The following is a 21,598-nucleotide window of genomic DNA, read 5'->3' as shown; positions in this document are numbered from 1 at the left end:
GTACCCGGCGAGCAAAACGCGCAAAACGCGGCGAACGCGGGATAGGCGGACAACGTCGACAACCCTCCCCAAGGTGAACGGGGTCACCTACGGTTCCGCAGAACGAAACGCCGTTGTAACGAGGACCACCGTCGGTCCGCGGGGAGGAGGAGCGTTGATCGCGCTGCTCGGCTTGTGCATGGTTACCGTTTTCCTCTATCTGGTGATGAGCAAACGGCTCTCCCCGATGGTGTCGCTGATCGTGGTTCCGGCGGCGTTCGCGGTGCTCGGCGGCTTCGCGCCGGACCTCGGCGACATGATCACCGACGGCATCAAGTCGGTCGCCCCGACGGCCGCCATGCTGCTGTTCGCGATCCTCTACTTCGGCATCATGATCGACGCCGGGCTGTTCGACCCGATCGCCCGCGCGGTGGTCCGGCTGACCCGCAACGACCCGCTGCGGCTGATCATGGGCACGGTCGCCCTGGTGGCGGTGGTGTCGCTGGACGGCGACGGCACGACCACGTTCATGATCACGGTCTCGGCGCTGCTGCCGATCTACCGCAAGCTGGGCGTCAGCCCGGTGCTGATGACCGGCCTGGCCTGCATGACCAACGCGGTCCTCAACGTCGTGCCCTGGGGCGGCCCGGCGGCGCGGGCGGCCAGCGCGCTGAAGCTGGACCCGCAGGAGCTGTTCGTCCCGATGATCCCCGCGCTGGTCGCCGGGCTGGCCACCGTGTTCGTCATCGCCTACGCCATCGGCCTGCGCGAGCGCGCCCGGCTGCGCACCGCCGCGCCCGTGCTCGTCGGGGCGGGCGGGCCCGACACCTACCACGGGGGCTCGGCGGACTTCGACGTCCTCGCCCCCGACCGCGAGTCGCTGCGCCCGAAGCTGTTCTGGTTCAACGCCGCGCTGACGATCGCGCTGCTCACCGCGCTCATCATCGGAGTCCTGCCGATCGCGGTGCTGTTCATGATCGGCTGCGGGCTCGCGCTGATCGTCAACTACCCGCGGCTGGAGCAGCAGCGCGCCCGCATCGCCTCGCACGCGGACAGCGTGGTCGCGGTGGTCGCGATGGTGTTCGCGGCGGCGGTGTTCACCGGCGTGCTCTCGGGCACCGGGATGATCGAGCAGATGGCGCACTACCTGCTGACCGCGATGCCGGACGCGCTGTTCCCGTTCTTCAGCATCATCGTCGCGGTGCTGAGCGTGCCGTTCACGTTCTTCATGAGCAACGACGCCTTCTACTTCGGCGTCATGCCGATCCTGGCGGAGGCGGGCGCCCAGCACGGCATCGGCGCGATGGAGATCGCCCGCGCCTCCCTGCTCGGCCAGCCGATCCACATGCTCAGCCCGCTGGTGCCCGCGATGTACGTCCTCATCGGACTGGCGAAGGTGGACCTGGGCGACCACCACCGCTTCGCGATCAAGTGGGCGCTCGTGGTCTGCGCCGTCGTCATCACCGCCGGCTTCGGCCTCGGGCTGATCGCGATCCACTGACCCCGCAAGGGAAATCGACCGGCCGCGGGCCTCACCGGGGAGGCCCGCGGCCGGTGCCGCGCTCGAAATCGACGTGCGCCGCGGGCCGTGCGCGTGGTGGGATCAAGCCTCGTGCGACCGACGACGAATCCGGCTCCCGAGGGCGACCTGCCGGACCGGATGGACCAGAACCTGGCCGAGCACGCGTGCCACCTGCACCGGCGCTTGGGCGGCGCGACCGTGGTGGAAACCGGCGACCTCGTCGTCGCCGACAGCGGGCTCGGCGACGACACCTTCAACATCGTTGCGGCGGCCCGCTTCGCCCCGGACGCCGCGCCGGCCCGGATCGCCGAGACGATCCGCGCGCTGGCCGCAACCGGCCGTCCGTTCTCCTGGTGGGTGGGCCCGGCCTCCGAGCCTGCGGACCTGAGCTCCCTCCTGGCGGATGCCGGTCTGCCGGCCGCCGAGCGCGAGACGGCGATGTGGGCGGAACTCGGCGATTCCCTGCCGCAGCCGCGTGCGGAGCGGCTGGAGATCCGTCCGGTGACCACGCCCGAGCAGCTCGCCGACTACGCGACGGTGCTCGCCGCGAACTGGGATCCGCCCGCCGACGCGGTGCGCCGCTTCTTCGCCCTGGCGGCCCCGCAGGCGCTGGCCGCCGATTGCCCGGCCCGCTACCTGGTCGGCTACGTGGCGGGCCGGCCGGTCTGCTCGGCCGAGGTGTTCTGCCACGCGGGAGTCGCCGGGATCTACAACATCTGCACGCTGGCCGACCACCGGCGGCGCGGCTACGGCGGGGCCATGACGCTGGCGACGCTCCACGCGGCCCGCGCCGCAGGCCACCGCATCGCGGTCCTGCAGGCGTCGGCGGACGGCGAGCCCGTCTACCGCCGACTCGGGTTCCGCTCCTGCGGGCAGTACACCGAGCACGCCATCACCGGCTGATCACTTCCGCGACGTGCGCCGGCAGGCCGCCAGCGCGGTGGCGGTGACTTCGACGGCCACTTCGCCGAACGTTCCGCGCCGCCGGAGCCCGGCCCTGGCGGCGGGCACGAGCCGGTGGCAGCAGAGGTGCACGGCGGCGGCCAGGTTCCCGTGCAGCTGTCCGCGCTGGAAAGTCCGTTGTAGACGGATGAGGGTGCGCATCGATCGTCCTTCCTGGGATGAGAACCGGAGCATCGGACAGTCGCGGATCGGGGTCCGCGATCGTCCACGTGCGGTAGGGGAGTTCCCGCCACGTGAAGTGAACGGACCGTTTGTCCCGGTAGGCGAGGTGAACAGGCCGTTCGCTTCGCCTGCCCGGCTTGTGGGATCGGAAAGCGGATGAGCGGTTCCGGCCGGACCGGAACCGCTCATCGGTGTGCCCGCTCGCGGTCAGCCGCGGAGGGCAGCCGCCGGAACCGCTTCGCGCTCGGTCGCACCGGGCAGCGGTTCCTCGGTGATGGTGCTGCGGAAGCGGCGCAGCCGCAGGCTGTTGCCGACCACGAACACCGAGCTGAACGCCATCGCCGCCCCGGCGATCATCGGGTTGAGCAGCCCGGTCGCGGCCAGCGGCAGGGCCGCGACGTTGTAGGCGAAGGCCCAGAACAGGTTGCCCTTGATCGTGCCGAGCGTGCGGCGGGAGAGCCGGATGGCGTCCACCGCGGCGCGGAGGTCGCCGCGCACCAGGGTCAGGTCGCTGGCCTCGATGGCGACGTCCGTGCCGGTGCCCATGGCCAGGCCGAGGTCGGCTTGGGCGAGCGCGGCGGCGTCGTTGACGCCGTCACCGGCCATGGCCACCACGCGGCCCTCCGCCTGCAGCCGCTTGACCACGTCGACCTTGTCCTGCGGCAGGACCTCGGCGATCACCTCGTCGATGCCCACCTCGGCCGCGACGGTGCGCGCCACGGTCTCGTTGTCGCCGGTGAGCAGCACCGGCTTCAACCCGAGCTTGCGCAGTCCGGCGATGGCCTCGGCGGACGTCGGCTTGACGGTGTCGGCGACCTCCAGCACCGCCCGGGCGGCACCGTCCCACGCCACGGCGACGGCGGTGCGGCCCTGCCGTTCGGCGTCGGCCTGCGCCGCGGCCAGCTCCGCGGTCAGCGGCTGGCTCCACTGCTCCAGCAGCGCCGGCCGCCCGACGAGCACTGCGTGCCCGTCGATGACTGCCTGCACGCCCAGACCCTCGACGTTGCTGAACTCCTCGACGGCGGTCAGCTCGCCCACGCGCTCGGTCGCGCCCCGGGCGATCGCCTTGGCGATCGGGTGCTCCGACGCGTTCTCCGCCGCACCGGCCAGCCGCAGCACCGCGTCCTCGTCGATCCCGGCGGCCGCGTGCACCGCGACGAGCGACATCTGTCCACTGGTGACGGTGCCGGTCTTGTCCAGCACGATGGTGTCGATGCGCCGGGTCGATTCCAGGACTTCCGGGCCCTTGATGAGGATGCCCATCTGCGCGCCGCGCCCGGTGCCGACCAGTAGCGCGGTCGGGGTGGCCAGGCCCAGGGCGCACGGGCAGGCGATGATCAGCACCGCGACGGCGGCGGTGAAGGCCGCCGCGGCACCGGCACCGGTGCCGAGCCAGAACCCGAGGGTCACGATCGCCAGCGCGATGACGATGGGGACGAACACCGCGGAGATCCGGTCCGCCAGCCGCTGCACGGCGGCCTTGCCGTTCTGCGCGTCCTCGACGAGCTTGGCCATCTGGGCCAGCTGGGTGTCGGAGCCGACGCGGGTGGCGCGGACGACCAGCCGGCCGCCGGCGTTGACGGTGGCGCCCACGACGGTGTCGCCGGCACCGACCTCCACGGGCACGGACTCGCCGGTGAGCATGCTCGCGTCGACCGCCGAGCTGCCCTCCTCGATCACACCGTCGGTGGCGATCTTCTCGCCGGGCCGGACGACGAACCGGTCGCCCACGGCGAGCTGATCGGTCGGGATGCGGACCTCGCGGTCGCCGCGCAGCACCGCGACGTCCTTGGCGCCGAGTTCCAGCAGCGCCCGCAGCGCGGCACCGGCCCGGCGCTTGGAGCGGGCCTCGAAGTAGCGCCCGGCGAGGATGAACGTCGTGACCCCGGCGGCGACCTCGAGGTAGATGTTGCCGTCGCCGCTCATGCGCTGGATGGTCAGCTCGAACGGGTGGGTCATGCCGGGGACACCGGCCGTGCCGAACAGCAGGGCGTAGAGCGACCACAGGAACGCGGCCAGCGTGCCCATGGAGATCAGCGTGTCCATGGTGGCCGCACCGTGGCGCAGGTTCGTCCACGCGGCCTTGTGGAACGGCCACGCGCCCCACACCACGACGGGCGCGGCGAGGGTGAGCGAGATCCACTGCCAGTAGGTGAACTGCAGGGCCGGCGCCATCGCCAGCGCGATCACCGGAACCGACAGCACGGCCGAGGTGATCAGCCGGTCCCGCAGGGACTTCGTCGGGTCCTCGGGCTCGGTCTCGTCCACTTCGGACACGTGGGGCGGCAGCGGCAGCTCGGCGGAGTAGCCGGCGGCCTCGACCTGCTCGACCAGCTGCTTCGGGTCGAGCCCCTCGGGGTAGCTGATCTTGGCCTTCTCGGTGGCGTAGTTGACCGTCGCGGTGACGCCGTCGAGCTTGCCGAGCCGCCGTTCGATCCGGGCGGCGCAGGAGGCGCACGTCATGCCGCCGATGGCCAGTTCGATCTCGGCGGTGGGACTTGTCTCAGTGCTCATCGGAGTTCTCCCGTTCACCCGTGACCGCCGTGGCCGTCCCCGGTGGGGGCGGGGTCGTGCTGCCCGTCCGCCGGTTCCTGCGCGTTGACTGTGAATTCCGCGGTGCGGACCGTACCGCCGTGCTGGAAGTCCAAGAACAGCCGGTAGGTGCCGCCGGAGGGCACCTCGGCCTGGAACGCGATGCCCGGCCCGGCCGGGGTGCGTCCGTCGCCGGGCGAGCCGGTCGGATGCACGTGCAGGTAGGCGAGGTCACCGGTGCGCAGCGCCACGAGGTGGCCGTAGGCCGCCAGGTAGGGCTGCAGGTCGGTGACCGGCATCCCATCCTTGCTCACCGTCAGCGTGACCGGCGAGGACTGGCCGGCGACCAGTTCGCCGTCGAGGCGGACCTGGTAGCCGTCGACCTCGGCGAGCCGGGACGGGGCGGTGGTGATGGGGGAGAAGGCGCCCGGCGCGGACACGTCGACGCCCAGCGTCTGCCCCTCGCCGCCGCTAGGTGTGAAGTCGGCGAACACCCGGTAGGTTCCGGCGCCGGGCAGGCGCATCGGCACGTGCCAGGTCCCGTCCGGGGACATCTCGGGGTGGAGGTGCTGGTATCCGGCGGTGTCCCGGCGGACGACGATCAGGTGCATCCGCTTGTCGTGCTCGACGTCGAACCGGGTGACCGGTAGTCCGTCGGCGCCGGTGATGCGGAAGGAGAACTCGTCGGTGGTCTCCGGCGCGAGCAACGTCGTGGTGGGCGCGAGGGTGTAGCCGCCCCTGGTCGACGTCAGTCCGGCTGGAATCTGGTCCTGCGTGGCTCCCGCGACGGTGCCGCTGTGGTTGCCCGCTTCCCCGGCGTTCCCATCGCCGGGGTGTCCGGCGTGCGCTTGCGTGGTGCCGGGCGTGAGCGGGCCGACAGCGGTTCCGGTGATCCACGCCCCGCCGAAGCCGAGCGCGACCACCGCACCGTAGGCGACGAGCTTCGCTGCTGTGTTCATCACGACCCTTTCGTGCTGGATCCGCGCGGCGGCGGATCCGTTCGGCGCCTCAGCTGGCGGCCAGTTCGTATCCGGCTTCCTCGACCGCTTCGCGCACGTCCGCGTCGTTCACCGGTTCGCCGCTGCGCACGGTCACGGCGCCGGTCGGCAGGTCGACGCGGACGTCCGAGACCGAGCCGATCTTGGTGATCTCCTCGGTCACCGACCGCACGCAGTGGTCGCAGGTCATGCCGGTCACGGTGTAGTTGGTCTCGATCACGTCGCCGTCCCCTTCTGCTGGGTTTTCGCCGGCTCGTCGCCGACGCGTCATTTATACCCTAGGGGGGTACTGTAGTCAACGCGCGGGTCGTACCACGCGTCACTTCCGTTCCTCCCGTGGTCACAGCGATTCGCGGGCGGGCGGCGCCGGGTCGACACTGCAGACCGGATGCGCGGACGGCTTGCGCCGACTCGGGAAGTTCACGGTGACGCGGAATGGAATGCGGTTGTCGGCACGGGGGAATCAGCCTCGCGAAGGCCACTCAGGACCTTCCCGAGGCCGAGCTGCGCGGCGACGCCGACGTCCTGGACGTCACCGAGGACAGCAGGTGGGTGAGGCGGGGCGCGCTGTTCTGCGCAGTGCCCGGAGCGCACGTGGACGGGCATGACTTCGCGGACGAGGCGGTGGCGGCGGGAGCCGGCGCGCTGCTGGTGCGGCGGTTCGTCGACGTGCCGGTGCCACAGGTGCGGGTTCCGGCCGTGCGGCCGGCGGTGGGGCCGGTGGCCGCTGCGGTGCACGGGCATCCGGCGGACGCGCTGGCGGTCGCCGCCGTGACCGGCACGAACGGCAAGACCACCACGGTGCACCTGATCGAGGCGGCGCTCGCCGCCGCCGGGTACCGCACCGGCCTGGTGTCCACGGTGGAGGCCCGGATCCCCGGGGCGCGCAACCCGGCGGCCCTGACCACCCCGGACGCCGCCGAGCTCCAGCGGACCCTGTGCCGGATGCGCGCTGCGGGAGTCCAGGCGGCGGCGATGGAGGTGTCCTCGCACGCCGTCGACCAGCACCGCATCGACCCGGTCACGGCCGAGGTCGCGGTGTTCACGAACCTCAGCCCGGAGCACCTCGACTACCACGGCACCACGGAGCAGTACTACGCGGCGAAGGCGGCGCTGTTCACGCCGGACGCCTGCCGCCGGGCGGTGATCAACATCGACGACTCGTGGGGGCGACGGCTGGCGGCCCAGGCGCGGGTGCCGACGGTGACCGTGGGTCGCGCCCGCCTGGCGGACGTGCGGGTCGACGCGGCGACCTCGACGCCCGGCGGGATGCGGGTCCTCGTGCGGGACGGGCGCGACGAGGTCGAGCTGACCACGCCCGCCTGCGGGGGACAGGCCGCGAACCTGGTCGCCGCCTACGCGGCGGCCCGCCTGATGGGGGTGTCCCGGGGGGACGCGGCGGCCGGCCTGGGCGCGGCGCCGCCGCCCGGCCGGTACCAGCGCGTGGACGCCGGCCAGCCGTTCCAGGTGGTGGTCGACTTCGCCCACACGCCGTCCGCGCTGGCCCAGCTGATCGCCACCGCGCGCCGGGCGAATCCGGCCGGGCGCGTCCACCTGGTGGTGGGCAGCGCGGGCAACCGGGACCGGTTCAACCGCCCGGAGATGGGGCGCATCGCGCTGGCCGCCGACACCGCGATCTTCACCGCCGACGACCCCTACGACGAGCGGCCGGGGGAGATCATCGCCCAGATGCTCACCGGCACGATCGGCTGCGGCGGCGCGGAGGTGCTGGTGCAGGAGGATCGCAGGCGGGCGATCACCGCGGCCGTCGAGCGGGCCGAGCCCGGTGATGTCGTGCTCATCGCCGGCCGGGGCCATGAGCGCTACCAGACGGTCGGCGGAATCCGCTTCCCCTTCAACGACGTCGCAGTCGCCGAAGCAGCGCTCGCCGGCCGGGTTCCGCGCGTGAGCCGCCACGGCGCCTAGGTGCAGGAGGCCGCCACGGCCTTTCCCTCGCATCGGCGGTCGCGCACGAGTACCACCACTGATCGCGAGCGCCCGGCGTCAGGGCAGCTGCGCCGGCCGGGCGCCGAGGAGGAAGAAGTCCGCGCTGACCGGGCGCGCATATCCGGGGAGTAGTCGGTCGTGGCGCGTGCCGCACTGGAATCCGCCCGCGGCGAGCAGGGCCCGCGCGCGCTCCGCCGTCAGGCCCGCCCAGTGCGGCGTCGCGTGGCCGATCTGCGCGTAGTCGCGCAGGAGCAGCCAGGGGAAGCGGTGGTCGCCGCCGGGCCGCAGCGATGCGACGAGCCGGCGGAGGTCGTGGCGCCAGGTGTGCCAGACCCCGTCGGCGAGCAGCAGGCCGCCGCCGGGTTTGACGACCCCGCGCCAGGCCCGCAGCGCGGCGACCGGATCGGGCAGCGTCCACAGGACGTAACGCGACGTCACGAGGTCGAACTCGGCGTCCAGCGCCGCGACGTCGTGGGCGCCGCAGGCGGCGGTCCGCACCGCGACACCCCGCCGCCGCGCTTCGGCGCGGGCGTAGTCGAGCATCGTGCTGGAGGCGTCGATCGCGGTGACGTTGTGCCCGAGTTCGGCCAGCAGAGTGGAGAGGAACCCGGTGCCGGTGCCGACGTCGAGCACTTCGAGCGGCCCGTCGCGCCGGCCGAGCAGCTCGACCAGGGCCTTCTCGCAGGTCGCGCGCCACGCATCGCGCTTGTCCTGCGCGTAGTCCTGGTAGAAGCGGTCGTACGCCGGGGCCCGGCGGTCCCAGTTGTCGCGGACCGCATCGATCGCCGCTCGCAGGTCGTTGCCCATCGGTACCACCCTTCTGGTCAGTCACGAGTGTAGTTGCGAATGGTTTGCAACAACGGCCGTCAGGCTCCCCGGCCCGTCGCGGCCGCGCCGCAGTTCGCGCTGGCCACGAGGTCGCGCGCGATCGCGGTTCGCGGCCGGGTGAGCAGCTCGTGGGTGGCGGCGTGCTCGACGCAGTGGCCCGCTTCGAGCACGTGGATCTCGTCGGCGATGCCCGCGATCGCGGGCAGGTCGTGGCTGATCAGCACCAACCCGACCGCGGTGGTGCGGGCGGCTTCGGCGAGCAGGTCGAGCAGCTCCGCCTGGTTGATCAGGTCCTGGCCCGAGGTGATCTCGTCGCAGATCAACGCCGCAGGCCGGGCGAGCAGCGCCCGAGCCAGCGCCGCCCGCTGCAACTGCCCGCCGGAGAGGGCATCGGGCCGCCGCGCGGCCTGCGACGAGGTGAGCCCGAGCGTGGCGAGCACGTCCGCAGCCTCGGCCCGGGCCTGCTCGCTGCTGAGGCCGCGGGCGAACTGCGCGGTCCTGGCGATCTGGGCGGCGACGGGCCGGAACTCGTCGAAGGACGCCCGGGCGTTCTGGTGGACGTACTGCACCTGCGTCCGTTGCCGCCGGACGCGGCGCCGGATGTCGGCGGCCAGCGGGACGCCGTCCAACAGCACCTGACCGCTGTCCGGGCGGGTCAACCCGGCGAGGCAGCGGGCGAGGGTGGTCTTGCCCGCTCCGGAGCGCCCGACGATCGCGACGCACCGGCCGGACGGCACGTGCAGGTCCACGTCGTCGAGCAACCGCTTGCCGTTCGCCGTCTTCCCGAGCCCGCGCGCGTGCAGCCCGGACGCCGGATCCGCTGCGCGCGGAACCCGGGACGCGTCCGGCAGGCGGGGTTCAGCCGCGAGCAGAGTCCGGGTGTAGGCGTGGGCCGGTTCCTGCGGCAGCCGGCTCGCCGGGCCCCGCTCGACGATCCGCCCGTCCAGCAGGACGACGATCTCGTCGGCGAGCCGCCGGGCGAGCGTGAGGTCGTGGGTGAGCAGCACGGCGGCCGTGCCGCGGTCCGTGAGCCGGGTCAGCGCGGCGACGGTCTCGGACTTGGTGATGGCGTCCAGCCCGGTGGCCGGTTCGTCCAGGACGAGGACCTCGGGCCGGCCGATGAGCGCCTGGGCCAGGGCGACCCGCTGCTGCTGCCCGCCGGAGAGCTGGTGCGGGTAGTGGCGGAGGAACCGGACCGGATCCAGCTGTGCGGCTTCGAGCGCCTCGGCGACCGCCGTCGTGCGCGCCTCGCGCGTGCCGTGCCGAACGGCGGCCAGCTCGTCCAGCACGCCGCCGATCCTGCGCACCGGGTTGAGCACGCCGGCGGGATGCTGCGGCAGGTACCCGATCACGGTCGCGCGGGTCGACCGGCGCCGTGCGGTGGGCAGCGCGAGCAGGTCGGACCCGCGCAGCTCGACCCGCCCGGCCAGCGCGACCCCGGGGTGGTGCTCGCCCTGCAACGCCAGCCCCAGGGTCGTCTTCCCGGCGCCGGATTCGCCGATCACGACGGTGATCTCGCCGGGCCGGACGTCGAGGTCGATGCCGGTCAGCAGCCGGTGTTCGCCGGAGAACGCCTGCAGTCCCCGAACTCGGAGGATCGGTGTGCTCATCGGACCTCGTTCCGGCGCAGCAGCGCCTGATCGACCAGCAGGTTGGTGCCCATGCACAGCGACACCAGCAACAACGCCGGGACCAGGACGGCGAACGGCTGGAGGAAGAGCGCCTCCTTGTTGCGTTCCACCAGCACCGCCCAGTCGCTCGCGGACGGCGCCAGGCCGAGCCCCAGGAAGTTCGCCGAGGCCAGCAGGTAGAGCACGAGGCTCAACCGGCTTCCGGCGTCGACGAGCACCGGCCCCAGCACGGCGCGCCCGAGGTAGCCGAGGTGGATCCGCCACCAGGGCTCGCCCTGCATCGTCATCGCCTCGACCGCCGCCCGGCAGCCAGGAGCCAACGCGGCGCTGCGGACGATGCGGACCACGGCGGGCAGTTGCAGCACGGCGATGGCCACGATCAAGGTCGCCACGCTGCGCCACCCGGCGGCGGCCAGCAGCAGGAGCACGAGCAGGCCCGGCAGCGCGAGCAGGAAGTCCAGCGCGCGCAGCAGGAAACCGTCGGCCCAGCGGCTGCGGCGCCCGGCGGCGAGCAGCGCCAGCGGAACGCCTAGCAGGTACGCCAGCACCAGTGACAGCCCGGTGAGCGCGACGATCGAGGCGCCGCCGCTGAGCCCCAGCGCGAGCACGTCCCGGCCCAGAACATCGGTTCCCAGCGGGAAGTCGGGACTGGGTGGCCGCAACGGGCCGGCGGCGGAGCGCACCGGACCGGCCAGCAGCGGCCCGAGCAGCGCGACGAGCACCGGAACGCCGAACAGCACCGATCCGAAGACGACGGGCAGGCGCGGTCTCACGCGACCACCTCCCGTTGCGGGACGAGCCGCCGGACCACGACGTCGGCGAACAGGTTGAGCGCGATCGTGGTCGCCGCGAACACCAGCGCGTACCCCTGGACGGCGGGCAGGTCGCGGGCCATGGCCGCGCCGACGAACCCGGAACCCATTCCCGGCAGGGCGAAAACGGCCTCGACGACCACCACGCCGCCGAGCAGCCCGTCGACGGCCCGGGCGAGCTGCTGCACCGCGGGGCCGAGGGCATTGGGCAGCACGTGCCGGAGGACGACGGTGCGTTCGGACAGGCCGTGCAGCCGCACGTGCATGGCGTACTCGGCGCAGTCGGCCTCCACGACCCCGATGCGGACCTGGCGCGCCAGGGCGCACAACTGCTTGCTCACCAGGACGCCGACCGGCAGGACGAGCACCGCCGGTTGCGCGGCGAGCGCCCAGCCCGACGCGCCGGCCGCGGTGGCCGGGAGCCACCCGAGCTGGAGGGCGAACAGGGCGATCAGCAGGAGGGCGAGCGCGAACTCCGGGATCGAGTTGAGCATGACGACCGCGCCGTTGAGCCCGCGGTCGAGCAGCGAACCCGGGCGCAAACCGGTGCCGATGCCGACCGCCAGCGCCAGCGGGATCACCACCGCGAGCGCGAGCAGGGCCAGCAGCGCCGTCGTGGTGAATCCCCGTGCGATCTCGTCGGAGACGGCGGCACCGGTCAGCAACGACGTGCCCAGATCGCCTTGCAGCACAGCGGAAAGCCAGTCGGCGAAGCGCTCCCAGAGCGGCCGGTCCAGCCCCAGCTGCTCGCGGAGCACGGCGACCTGCTCGTCGGTGGCGTGCTCGCCCAGGACGACGACGGCGGCATCGCCGGGCAGGATCGACGTCAGGGCGAACGCGGTGACCGCCACCGCCGCGAGTTGCAGCGCGGCGGTCACCAGCCGCCGCACCAGGAATCCCGCCATCAACCCAGCGACGCCCGGTCGAACCGCGCCCAGTCCAGGGAGTTGGGCGGGGCGGCCCGGACCCCGGAGAGCGCACCGGCGGTGGCGACGTTCCAGTCGCTGAACCCCCACACCAGCAGGCCGCTGTTGTCCCGGGCCACGCGTTGGGCGTCGGCGAGCAGCCGCGTCCGCTCGGCCTCGTCCGGTGTGCTCATCGCCCGCGTGAACAGCGCGTCGAACTCCGGCGACCGGTATCCGGTGTAGTTGTTGCTGCCCGCGTCGCCGCGCATGCGCTGAGCCATGAAGGTCGTCAACGGCAGGGGAGCGGTCCTGGTGTGCGCGGCGACGCCGGCGGTCTTGATGTCGGAGAAGTACGTCTCCGACGGCCCGACCCGCAGGGTGGCGCGCAGCCCGATCTCGCCCAGCTGCTCGCCGAGCAGCGTCGCCGCCGACTCGAAGTACGGGTCGGCGGCGCTGGTGAGCAGCTCGAACTCCAGCCCCTCCGCCCCGGCCTCCCGCACCAGCGAGCGGGCCGGCCCGAGATCCCGTTCGCGCTGCGGCAGGTCCTGCGGGTAGTACTTCAGGCCCTTGCCGAACAGGTCGTTGCCGATCTGGCCGCGCCCGCTGAGCGCGACGTCGAGCAGCGCGCGGCGGTCCACACCGGACGCGACCGCCCGCACCAGTCGGAGATCGTTGAACGGCGCGCGATCGACCTTGAGCGCGACGGCCTGCATGGTGCCGCCGGGCGCGGCGAGCACCTCCGCGCGGCCGTCGTTCTGCAGCAGGCTCGCGGAGTTCGCGCTGATGTCGTGTGCGTAGTGCACCTGGCCCGACATCAGCGCGGCGACGCGGGCGCTTTCGTCGTTGATGGGAACGAACTCCAGCTCGGTGGGCTTCGGGGCGCCTTCCCAGTAGCCGTCGAACCGGGCGAACACCGCGGGCCGGCCGGGCTGGAACGAGGCGAACCGGAACGGGCCGGAGCCGACCGGCGCGGCGAAGTCCGTGGTCCCGGCGGGCACGATCTCGGTCGCGGGCGCGCCCCACGCCGAGGGGAACTCGAAGTTCGGGGCCCGCAGCACGAGTTCCAGCTCGCCGGCCGAGCGCGCGCGGCTGGCGCTGAAGTCGACGGTGGCGAACTGCCACCGCGCCGGCGATGCGGTGGCGGGGTCGGCGACGCGGCGGTAGCTGTAGAGGACGTCGTCGGCGGTGACCGGCCTGTTGTCGTGGAACCGGGCGCTGCGCAACCGGATCAGCCACCGCGTCCCGGTCGCGTCCGGTTCCCACGATTCGGCCAGGCGCGGCACGACGCTCATGTCGTCGGCGTAGCCGACCAGCGTGTCGAACAGTGCTTTCGCCCTCGCCTGGTCGACGAACAGCGAGCTGGTGTGCGGGTCGAGCGATTCCTTCGCGCCCGACGTCGGGAACGCCACCCGCAGCCGTCCGTTCGAGCCGCCCGCGCCACCGCAAGCGGTCAGCGACGCGACCGCGAGCGCCCCCAACGCCCCCTTGAACAGCTTCCGTCGACTGACGCCGGTCACCTTCGCGCCTCCTTCCTCAGTGGACATTCGCAGTTCCTAGAAGGCTGACACCGCAAGACCATGCTGAAATCTCCCTCAACTCCGCGCCGCATCGTCCGCCCGGCTGAGCAGTCCTCGTCGTTCCAGCAGCGCGGCACCGGCCCCGCCGAGCAGCCCCACCCCGAGCAGGGCCAGCCACGGCAACCACCGGATCGGCGCCTCGCCGGAGATGTCCACCAGCGCGCCGACGACCCAGCTCACCGCCGCCGCGACGAGGCTCGACACCAGGTAGTAGAAGCCGTAGTAGGTGCCCGCCAGCCGCTCGCTGCCGACGATCGGCAGCAGTTCCATCGCGAACGGATTGGTGATCGCCATGCCGATCGTGAACACGACGGTCGTCAGCAGCACCGGAACGCACGCGAGCGCGATCGCGCCCCAGTCCGGCTCGCCCGCCGCGGGCGCGTCGAGCAGCGGGCTGCTCAGCAGCACTGGCAGGAAGGACGCGCCCATGCACGCCAGCCCGATCGACACCGCCCGTCCCGCGCTCCACCGCCTCCGGCACCACTGCGTGATCCGGACCTGCAACGCGATGCCGACCACGGTCGACACGACGAACACGGCGGCCACGGCCTCGGTGAGCCCGGAAACCCGCTGCGCCTCCAGCGGCAGCATCAGGTAGAGCTGGTTGTAGAGCCCGAAGTACGCCGACAGCGCCAGGGTGAACAGCAGGAAGCGCCGGTTGGCGAAGACCTCGCGCCAGCTCCCGAGAACGCTGCGCTGCTGCGGGCTGCGTTCCTGTCGCGGCAGCACGATGATCTGGGTGACCGTCAGCACCGCGAAGGCGATGCACGCCACCAGCGCGATCAGCCGGAAGTCGACGGCGAGCAACGCGGCGCCCAGCAACGGCCCGACGAGAGTTCCGGCGTGCGCGAAGACGTTGAACACCGCGAAGGCCTCCGCGCGCCGATCGCTGGCCTCGTGCATGAGGTAGGTGCGCACGGCGGGGTTGAACAGGGCGCCGGCCAGGCCGGTGAGCACGGCGGCGGCGACCAGCCCGGGCAACGACGTGAACACGCCGAAGAGCCCGAAGGAGGCCACCCGCAACGCGGACCCGGCGATGATCATCGGCCGGCACCCGAGCCGGTCCGAGGCGGTCCCGCCGGCCAGGAACATGCCCTGCTGGCTGAGGTTTCGGATGCCGAGGACCAGCCCGATCACCGCCGCGCCGTACCCGAGGCCGGCCATGTGGGCGGCGAGGAACGGCAGCAGCATGTAGAAGCCGACGTTGATGCCGAACTGGTTGACCACCAGCAGCCGCGCGGCGGGCGACAGCCGCCGGAATCCGTCCCGGGTCATCGCACCCCCTCCTCGCACACCGGGCATCCGGAACCGACGCAGGCCAGGCCGATCGCGAGCGTTCCGCTGCTCGACTCGACGATCGCGGCGCCGGGCCGCAGCTCGCCGCGCCGCCGGGCGCTCTGGATCAGGGACAGGGCGGCCCGGGCCTTCATGCCGCCCGGGGCGAATCCTTCGAGCTTCGCCCAGAAACCGGGGTGGGGATGGGCGAGCGGCGTCCCGATGCGCAGCACCGGGGTGTTGCCGATGAGTTCCAGCGCGGAACGGCACGTCGGGCCGCCGTCGGTCCAGGACGTCCAGGTGGCGGTCACGGCAGCTCGCCCGGGTCGGCGGTGTGCAGGTGGATCTCGGTGTGGCCGCCGGTCAGCCAGAAGAACGGGTACGGCTCCGCGGACAGCGCGTGCACCTCGGTGCCGACCATCTCGCGGAGCACCGCGCTCCCGGTCTGCGCGAACATCACCAGCGGCAGCCCGCGTTCGCGGCACAGCCCCGCGATCTCGTCGAACGTGCCGTTGCCGAGCACCATTCCGGAGGCCAGCACGGCCTGCGATCCGGCGATCGCCTCCCGGTGGTCCCGGACGATCGGCTCGCCCCACTCGGTGCGCCCGCCCTTCAGATCGCAGGGAACCGGGCGAAGACCGCGCTCGCGAAGGGCGGCGAGCAGGGAGTTCACGACGCCGATCACCGCGACGCGCCCGCCGGCCGGCGGAACGAGCCCGGCCACGGCGCGTGCGCGGGTCATCGACTTCGACAGCGACGTGCCCGGCGGGACGTGCACCGTGCGGGATCGCGGGTGTTCGTCGTGCGGAGTCAGCGACGCCAGGTAGGCGTCGAGCACGGCGACCCGGACGGCGGGTTCGGGATGCGCCAGCAGGTCGGCGACGGCGCTGCCCACCAGGTCGTGCATCGCCAGGGAGTCGAGCTCGCCGGGCTCCACGGCGCACGAGCCGACCGCGCTGCCGACCCGCACGCTGAGCACGGAATTGCGGTAGCCGGCGGACCTTCCGGCGTGGTGTGCACTTTGGACGGTCATGAATGCGACGGAGGCGGTCGCGTTGTCCACGCGTGCCTCGTCGGGGTGGGCCGGGTCCGCAGCGCGCACGCGTTCGATCTGCGAACGCAGCGCCGCATGCGTTGCGGGGCACGCGGAGTTGCCAGGGGGAAGCAAGGTGTCTCCACGCAGGTGTCAGCGGACGAACGGGGCGTAGTTCGTGCTTCCTACCTGCTGGTCCGGAATGCCTTGCGGGATCGGGCCCGGTCGGGCCGGGTGCGGTGGCAGGGGCGGGTGGCGACGACGCGCGCGGTGCGGTGCTGCACCTTCAGTACCTCCTCCGGGGCTCCGCGACCCCGTACGAATCGGTACGACGGCGTCAGTCTCCTGACTCGTGGATCATCGCTACCCGCGCGCCTTCCCACCGCTAGGTGCGGCAGTGGCATCGGTGGCGGTAGCTCCCCATTCACAGTGGCGGGACCGTGCCGGATTCACACCGGCTTCCTGCTCGCCGTCGCATGAACATCGACGCTGACGCTTGCACCCGACGGGCCGGGTGTCAAGACGCGCCAGGCAAGATCACCTCGGTGCCGGGGGCGAATGCCGGCCCCTGCAGCTGCTTGCGCGGTCCTCGGTGGACATTCGCTCAGCGCGCCAAGCGCCCGAGCAGGGCGGCCGCGATGCCGATCATGACGCCGGCGGCGACGACCAGGACGCCGAAGTCCAGCGCCAGGTGCGCGGGCGTGCCGATCAGCAGTCCGCGCAGGGCGTCGACCTCGTAGCCGAGCGGGTTCGCGTAGTTGACCGCCTTCAGCCACCCCGGCATCAGGTCGACCGGGTACAGGGCGTTGGAGGCGAAGAACAGCGGCATGGTGATCGCCTGCCCGATGCCCATCAGCCGGTCCCGGGACAGCACCAGCCCGGCGATCGTGATGGACAGGCAGCAGAAGAAGGCCGAACCGAGGACCACCACGGCGCCCATCGCGAGCAGGTTCACCGGGTTCGCGGTGAGGCCGACGCCGAGCAGCGCCGCCAGCACCAGCACCACGAGCGCCTGCACCAGCGCGCGCACCCCGGCGGCGAACGCCTTGCCGGTCACCAGGGCGACTCGCGGCGTGGGCGTGACCAGCAGCTTCGCCAGCACTCCCGCATCCCGCTCCCAGATGATCTGGATGCCGTAGAAGATCGCGATGAACAGCGCCGACTGCGCGAGGATGCCCGGCGCGAGGAAGTCGAGGTAGGGGACGTTGCCGGTGGGGATCGCGCGCAGCGCGGTGAACACCTGGCCGAAGATCAGCAGCCACAGCGCGGGCTGCACGGCCCTGGTGAGCAGCTCGGCCCGGTCGTGCCGCAACTTCTGCAGCTCCACCAGGCACATCGCCGCCACCCGCGCCGCCACCAGGCCCGGCGGGCTGCGCCGCACCGGTTCAACTGAGGCGGCCGGAGGTGCGTCGAGTCGCGCGGACATCTCGCATCCCTTCTCCCGTTTCCTCGAAGGTGTCATCGGTGATCGTCCGGAAGACGTCGTCCAGCGTGGCGTCCGGTCCCACGGCCGCCTTGAGCTCGGCGGGGGTTCCCCGCGCCCGGATCCGCCCGCGGTGCATCAGGGCGAGTCGCTCGCAGTGCTGGTCGGCCTCGTCCATGTAGTGTGTCGTGACCAGCACGGTCATCCCGGTCTCGGCGCGGATCTGGGCGATCCGGTCCCACACGCCCTCCCGGCCGATGGGGTCCAGACCGATCGTCGGCTCGTCCAGCACCAGCAGCTTTGGCCCGCTGACCAGCGCCTGCGCGAGTTCGAGGCGGCGCACCATGCCGCCGGAGTAAGTGCCGGCCAAGCGTTCGGCGACGGTGGTGAGCCCGACAGCGGCCAGCGCCGTGCGCACCGCGGAGCGCCGCTGCGCACGCGGGACGTCGAAGAGGCGGGCGAACAGCGTGACGTTCTCCCACCCGGTCAGCGACCCGTCGGCCGAAAGCTGTTGCGGTACATAGCCGATCAGCCGGCGTGCCGCCAGCTTGTGGCGTGCCGCGTCGACCCCGAAGATCTCGACCGCGCCCGCCGCGGTGGGCAGCAGCGTGGTGATCGCCCGGATCGTGGTGGTCTTGCCCGCGCCGTTGGGCCCCAGCAGCCCGAACACCTCGCCGGTCCGGACGTCCAGGTCAATCCCGTCGACCGCGACCTGCTCGCCGAACGACTGCCGCAGGCCCCGGCACCGCACCGCAACCTCGGTCATCGGCGCCACCTCCTTCCAACGCGAGGACCAATGCGCGCAACCCGTGCAGGGCATCGGCGACCGCGTTCTGATCCGCCGCGGACAGCTCGGCGAGGGCGTCGCCGACCAGGCGGGTCCGCGCCTGCCGCCAGGCGGCGACCCGGTGCGTGGCGGCGTCGGTCAGGTGCAGCCGGACCGCGCGGCGATCGGCCGGATCGGTCTCGCGACGCAGCAGGCCGACCCGGGTGAGCTGGTTGACCAGGGTGCTCGCGGAGTTCGCCGCCATGCGCAGCCGGAACGCGGCACCGGCCACGCTGACGCCCGGCTGCTGCTCGACGACCTGGAGCAGTTCGACCTGCGCGCCGCGCAGGTCCGGCATCGGCAATTCGGCGCGAAGGCTGCGCCGCACGACCCGCCGCAGGGTCGAGATCACGGTCGTCAGCTCGTCGGCGACGGCCCGGGAATCCACATCGCCCACCTGACAAAGCTACCTCTCATTGCGAGGTATCGGCGGATCACCGAGAGGCGCGAGGTACAGGAGCGAATCCCCGTGCCACAGGGGAACAATCCCGCCGCGGTCGGTGCCCGCGGCGGGGAGGAACCGGGCGGCCGTCACGATGCGGCACCACGTCCAGGTCGGCGGGAGCAGGCCAGGGCCAGTCCGCCGAGGACCGTGCCGAGCACGCCGAGCAGCACGGCCACGATCGCCCCGGCCAGCCCATTGCCGGTGCCGAGACCGCCCGCGGAATTGGCCCCGTGCAGCCCGCCGACGATCGCGCTGATCGGCCCCAGCAGCAGGGCTGCGACGGCCCCGGCTCGCCGGTTGCCCGCGCTGGTGCGCTTCGCGGACCGCGCCAGGGCCAGCCCGCCGAGGACCGCGCTGACCAGACCGATCACGGCGGCCGTGGTGGGCACGGTCCGCCCCGCGCCGAGGTCGTAACCGCCGATGGCGGCGGCGACGTGCGTGGCGGGTAGGAGGATGACGGACATCGGGGATCCCTTCGGTCGGTCGCCGGCAGCACGTGCACCGGTCGCGGTCGGTCGACGACGCGTTGCCGGTGGAGGCTTTCGTCGATTGGCTGCGAACGATCGTTGCGCCTCGAGGTCCGGACGTCCTCCGTCGGCAGGCGGCGACGGATACGGAGTTCGGCGTAGCTGGCCCGCTCGGGACCGCGCTCCTCGACGTAGCCGGCCGCGCAGCCGGGCGGAGTGGTTTCCCGGCCGGGAACCCTATGATCGCGACATGCCGGACCGCGTCGAGTTCTTCCGCCTGCCCGCCTGGGCGCAGGACTTGTTGCTGGCGTTGTTCATCACCGCGATGCAGGTCCAGGGCACCGCATCCCGCGCCGCCCGCGATCCCGAATCGGTGCTGCGCCCCCTCTCCGACCTCGGGCACCTGGGATACGTCCTGCTGATCGCCGGTGGCGTGGTCGTGGCCGTGCGCCGCCGTTGGCCCGTCGCGGTGTTCGGCGCGACCGCACTCGCCAGCGCGGCCTACTACGCCCTCGATTTCCCGGACGGGCCTGGATGGCTCGGACTCTTCGTCGCCACCTACACGCTCGCCTCCCTCGGCGACGGACGCCGCTCGCTGGTGATCACCGGCGCCGGGATCGCGGTCCTGGCCGCGTGCTGGCTGATCGCTGCCGCCGACGTCGAACCACCGGCGGCCATCGGCTGGGTGTTCTTCCGCATCGGTGCGTCGGTCATGAGTGCGGCGCTCGGCGAGAGCGTCCGCTCGCGGAGGTTCATCGCGGCCGAGGCGCTGGCGCGTGCCGAGCTGGCGGAACGAACTCGCGAGGAGGAAGCGCGGGCCCGGGTCGACGAGGAACGGCTCAGGATCGCGCGGGAGGTCCACGACACGGTCGCGCACGCCATCGCCATCATCAATGTCCAGTCCGGAGTCACCGCGCACGTGCTCGACAAACGGCCGGAGCGAGCACGCGAGACCTTGGAGGCCATCGAGCGGACCAGCGCCCGGGCGCTGCAGGAGATGCGGACCATCCTCGGGGTCCTCCGCGACGACGGCGACGGCCGCGTCCCGCACCCCGGCCTCGGGCAGATCGATGAGCTCACCGCCAAGGCGCGGGAGGCCGGGCTCGAAGTGGAACTAGCGGTGAGTTCGCCGCCGGAGGTCCCCAGCGCGGTGGGCAGCGCCGTGTACCGGATCGTGCAGGAATCGATCACCAACGTGATTCGCCACGTCGGCCCGACCCGGGTCGCGATCGCGCTGGACCACGACGCCGACACCTTGGAGGTCCGCGTGGCGGATGAGGGCGGACGAGAACGAGCAGGCATGGCCGCACCGCATCCGGGCGGGAACGACGGCCGGGACGAGCCCGGCCGCGGAATCGTCGGGATGCGCGAGCGCTGTCAGCTGCTGGGCGGCGAACTCGAAGCCGGCCCGCTCCCGGGCGGTGGTTTCGCGGTCACCGCGAGACTGCCGTTGGCTCCGACCGCGGTGGTGGGCGCATGAACACCGCGACAGCCGCGTCGAGACGCGATGCGCCCATCAAGGTGCTGCTCGCCGACGACGAGCAGCTGGTGCGCTCCGGTTTCAGGCTCCTGCTCGACCTCGAGGACGACATCACGGTGGTCGGGGAAGCCACCACCGGCGCAGAAGCCGTGGAGCTGGCCCGCGCCGCGCGCCCGGACGTCGTGCTCATGGACATCCGCATGCCGGGGATGGACGGCATCCAGGCCACCAGGCAGATCGCCACCGCGAACGGGCTGCAGCACGTCCGCGTCCTCATCCTGACCACCTACGACACCGATGATCACGTCTTCGAAGGCCTGCAGGCCGGCGCCAGCGGGTTCCTGCTCAAGGACGCCGGCCCGGCCGAGCTCCTGCACGGCGTCCGCGTGGTCGCCGCCGGCGAATCCCTGCTCGCGCCGCGCATCACGCGCCGCCTCATCGCCCACTTCACCGCGCGGCGGACCGCAGGCGACGCCGCTGAACGCCGGCTTTCGGTCCTCACTGAACGGGAACGCGAGGTCCTGGCGCTCGTGGGCCGGGGCATGAGCAATGACGAGATCGGCGCGGAGCTCTTCCTCAGCCCGGCCACCGCCCGCACCCACGTCAGCCGCGCCATGGTGAAGCTCGGGGCCCGCGACCGCGCACAACTGGTCGTCGTGGCATACCAGACCGGACTCGTCACCCCGTAGCGATCGCGACGCGGCTACCACGGGCCGGGTGGAGCTCAGGCCCTGCCGCGAGTTCCGGGAGGCGTCGCCGTCCAGGGTTCGTTCCGGAATGGGGTGCGGGCACG

General features: G+C 72.5%; 20 protein-coding genes, 1 pseudogene and 1 riboswitch. Of the genes and pseudogenes, 5 read left to right on the top strand and 16 right to left on the bottom strand.

Annotated elements, in window-relative coordinates:
- The first annotated feature begins 154 nt into the window (after nucleotides 1-154).
- Together AB0H93_RS02200 and AB0H93_RS02195 are read left to right on the top strand one after the other, a co-directional pair.
- Nucleotides 155-1,480: a citrate:proton symporter gene (locus AB0H93_RS02200; protein ID WP_358566022.1), complete on the top strand. Its 1,326-nt coding sequence runs from the start codon at nucleotides 155-157 to the stop codon at nucleotides 1,478-1,480.
- A 111-nt stretch (nucleotides 1,481-1,591) separates the two neighbouring features.
- On the top strand, nucleotides 1,592-2,404 hold the full coding sequence (locus AB0H93_RS02195) for a GNAT family N-acetyltransferase (RefSeq protein WP_358566019.1): 813 nt from the start codon (nucleotides 1,592-1,594) through the stop codon (nucleotides 2,402-2,404).
- On the opposite strand, the gene AB0H93_RS02190 is transcribed toward AB0H93_RS02195, so the two are convergent.
- From AB0H93_RS02190 to AB0H93_RS02175, 4 genes are all read right to left on the bottom strand, one after another.
- Nucleotides 2,405-2,605, bottom strand: a complete 201-nt coding sequence (locus AB0H93_RS02190; RefSeq protein ID WP_358566016.1) for a hypothetical protein — start codon at nucleotides 2,603-2,605, stop codon at nucleotides 2,405-2,407. It abuts the gene before it with no gap.
- Nucleotides 2,606-2,833: 228 nt separating this feature from the next.
- Nucleotides 2,834-5,140 carry a heavy metal translocating P-type ATPase gene (locus tag AB0H93_RS02185; protein ID WP_358566013.1) on the bottom strand — a complete coding sequence of 769 codons (2,307 nt, stop codon included), beginning with the start codon at nucleotides 5,138-5,140 and terminating at the stop codon, nucleotides 2,834-2,836.
- Between the two features lie 14 nt (nucleotides 5,141-5,154).
- Nucleotides 5,155-6,117 carry a hypothetical protein gene (locus AB0H93_RS02180; protein ID WP_358566883.1) on the bottom strand — a complete coding sequence of 321 codons (963 nt, stop codon included), beginning with the start codon at nucleotides 6,115-6,117 and terminating at the stop codon, nucleotides 5,155-5,157.
- A 49-nt stretch (nucleotides 6,118-6,166) separates the two neighbouring features.
- Nucleotides 6,167-6,376 carry a heavy-metal-associated domain-containing protein gene (locus AB0H93_RS02175; protein ID WP_358566010.1) on the bottom strand — a complete coding sequence of 70 codons (210 nt, stop codon included), beginning with the start codon at nucleotides 6,374-6,376 and terminating at the stop codon, nucleotides 6,167-6,169.
- 215 nt (nucleotides 6,377-6,591) lie between these two features.
- Here AB0H93_RS02175 and AB0H93_RS02170 point away from each other — a divergent pair, with 215 nt between their 5' ends.
- Nucleotides 6,592-8,082 carry a UDP-N-acetylmuramoyl-L-alanyl-D-glutamate--2,6-diaminopimelate ligase gene (locus AB0H93_RS02170; protein WP_358566007.1) on the top strand — a complete coding sequence of 497 codons (1,491 nt, stop codon included), beginning with the start codon at nucleotides 6,592-6,594 and terminating at the stop codon, nucleotides 8,080-8,082.
- Nucleotides 8,083-8,160: 78 nt separating this feature from the next.
- Here the strand turns inward: AB0H93_RS02170 and AB0H93_RS02165 are convergent, their stop codons facing one another.
- From AB0H93_RS02165 to AB0H93_RS02110, 12 genes and pseudogenes are all read right to left on the bottom strand, one after another.
- On the bottom strand, nucleotides 8,161-8,910 hold the full coding sequence (locus AB0H93_RS02165; protein WP_358566004.1) for a class I SAM-dependent methyltransferase: 750 nt from the start codon (nucleotides 8,908-8,910) through the stop codon (nucleotides 8,161-8,163).
- Between the two features lie 59 nt (nucleotides 8,911-8,969).
- The gene (locus AB0H93_RS02160) at nucleotides 8,970-10,541 is read right to left on the bottom strand and encodes an ATP-binding cassette domain-containing protein (RefSeq protein ID WP_358566001.1); all 1,572 of its coding nucleotides are present in this window, start codon (nucleotides 10,539-10,541) and stop codon (nucleotides 8,970-8,972) included.
- Entirely contained in the window at nucleotides 10,538-11,335 is a 798-nt protein-coding gene (locus tag AB0H93_RS02155; protein WP_358565998.1) for an ABC transporter permease subunit, read from the bottom strand. Before AB0H93_RS02155 ends, AB0H93_RS02160 begins: the two co-directional genes overlap by 4 nt.
- Nucleotides 11,332-12,279 carry an ABC transporter permease gene (locus AB0H93_RS02150; protein ID WP_358565995.1) on the bottom strand — a complete coding sequence of 316 codons (948 nt, stop codon included), beginning with the start codon at nucleotides 12,277-12,279 and terminating at the stop codon, nucleotides 11,332-11,334. The genes AB0H93_RS02155 and AB0H93_RS02150 overlap by 4 nt, the downstream gene beginning before the upstream one ends.
- Complete coding sequence (locus AB0H93_RS02145; protein WP_358565992.1) at nucleotides 12,279-13,823, bottom strand: ABC transporter substrate-binding protein; 1,545 nt, start codon at nucleotides 13,821-13,823, stop codon at nucleotides 12,279-12,281. Before AB0H93_RS02145 ends, AB0H93_RS02150 begins: the two co-directional genes overlap by 1 nt.
- Nucleotides 13,824-13,871: 48 nt before the next feature.
- Nucleotides 13,872-15,131, bottom strand: a complete 1,260-nt coding sequence (locus AB0H93_RS02140) for an MFS transporter (RefSeq protein WP_358565989.1) — start codon at nucleotides 15,129-15,131, stop codon at nucleotides 13,872-13,874.
- Between the two features lie 17 nt (nucleotides 15,132-15,148).
- Nucleotides 15,149-15,388: pseudogene (locus AB0H93_RS02135) on the bottom strand (pyridoxal-phosphate dependent enzyme); the annotation flags it as partial.
- 50 nt (nucleotides 15,389-15,438) lie between these two features.
- On the bottom strand, nucleotides 15,439-16,233 hold the full coding sequence (locus AB0H93_RS02130; RefSeq protein WP_358565986.1) for a hypothetical protein: 795 nt from the start codon (nucleotides 16,231-16,233) through the stop codon (nucleotides 15,439-15,441).
- A 248-nt stretch (nucleotides 16,234-16,481) separates the two neighbouring features.
- A riboswitch (cobalamin riboswitch) is annotated at nucleotides 16,482-16,671 on the bottom strand.
- A gap of 97 nt (nucleotides 16,672-16,768) precedes the next feature.
- Complete coding sequence (locus tag AB0H93_RS02125; RefSeq protein ID WP_358565983.1) at nucleotides 16,769-17,590, bottom strand: ABC transporter permease; 822 nt, start codon at nucleotides 17,588-17,590, stop codon at nucleotides 16,769-16,771.
- Nucleotides 17,550-18,353, bottom strand: coding sequence for an ATP-binding cassette domain-containing protein (locus AB0H93_RS02120; protein WP_358565980.1), 804 nt, complete (start codon nucleotides 18,351-18,353; stop codon nucleotides 17,550-17,552). The genes AB0H93_RS02125 and AB0H93_RS02120 overlap by 41 nt, the downstream gene beginning before the upstream one ends.
- On the bottom strand, nucleotides 18,280-18,810 hold the full coding sequence (locus AB0H93_RS02115) for a MarR family transcriptional regulator (RefSeq protein WP_358565977.1): 531 nt from the start codon (nucleotides 18,808-18,810) through the stop codon (nucleotides 18,280-18,282). Before AB0H93_RS02115 ends, AB0H93_RS02120 begins: the two co-directional genes overlap by 74 nt.
- Nucleotides 18,811-18,944: 134 nt before the next feature.
- Nucleotides 18,945-19,322 (bottom strand): DUF6223 family protein, encoded by a 378-nt coding sequence (locus AB0H93_RS02110; protein WP_358565974.1) that lies wholly within the window; start codon nucleotides 19,320-19,322, stop codon nucleotides 18,945-18,947.
- A gap of 253 nt (nucleotides 19,323-19,575) precedes the next feature.
- Between AB0H93_RS02110 and AB0H93_RS02105 the strand changes: the two genes are divergently transcribed.
- Both AB0H93_RS02105 and AB0H93_RS02100 read left to right on the top strand, forming a co-directional pair.
- Nucleotides 19,576-20,805: a sensor histidine kinase gene (locus tag AB0H93_RS02105; RefSeq protein WP_358565971.1), complete on the top strand. Its 1,230-nt coding sequence runs from the start codon at nucleotides 19,576-19,578 to the stop codon at nucleotides 20,803-20,805.
- Nucleotides 20,802-21,494: a response regulator transcription factor gene (locus tag AB0H93_RS02100; RefSeq protein WP_358565968.1), complete on the top strand. Its 693-nt coding sequence runs from the start codon at nucleotides 20,802-20,804 to the stop codon at nucleotides 21,492-21,494. Before AB0H93_RS02105 ends, AB0H93_RS02100 begins: the two co-directional genes overlap by 4 nt.
- Nucleotides 21,495-21,598 lie beyond the last annotated feature (104 nt).

This window comes from Saccharopolyspora sp. NPDC050642 (genome assembly GCF_040654735.1).
In the GTDB taxonomy this organism is placed as follows: Bacteria; Actinomycetota; Actinomycetes; order Mycobacteriales; family Pseudonocardiaceae; genus Saccharopolyspora; species Saccharopolyspora elongata.
The sequence above is the reverse complement of the archived record's forward strand: the minus strand, read 5'-3'. Positions and strand labels throughout refer to the sequence as shown.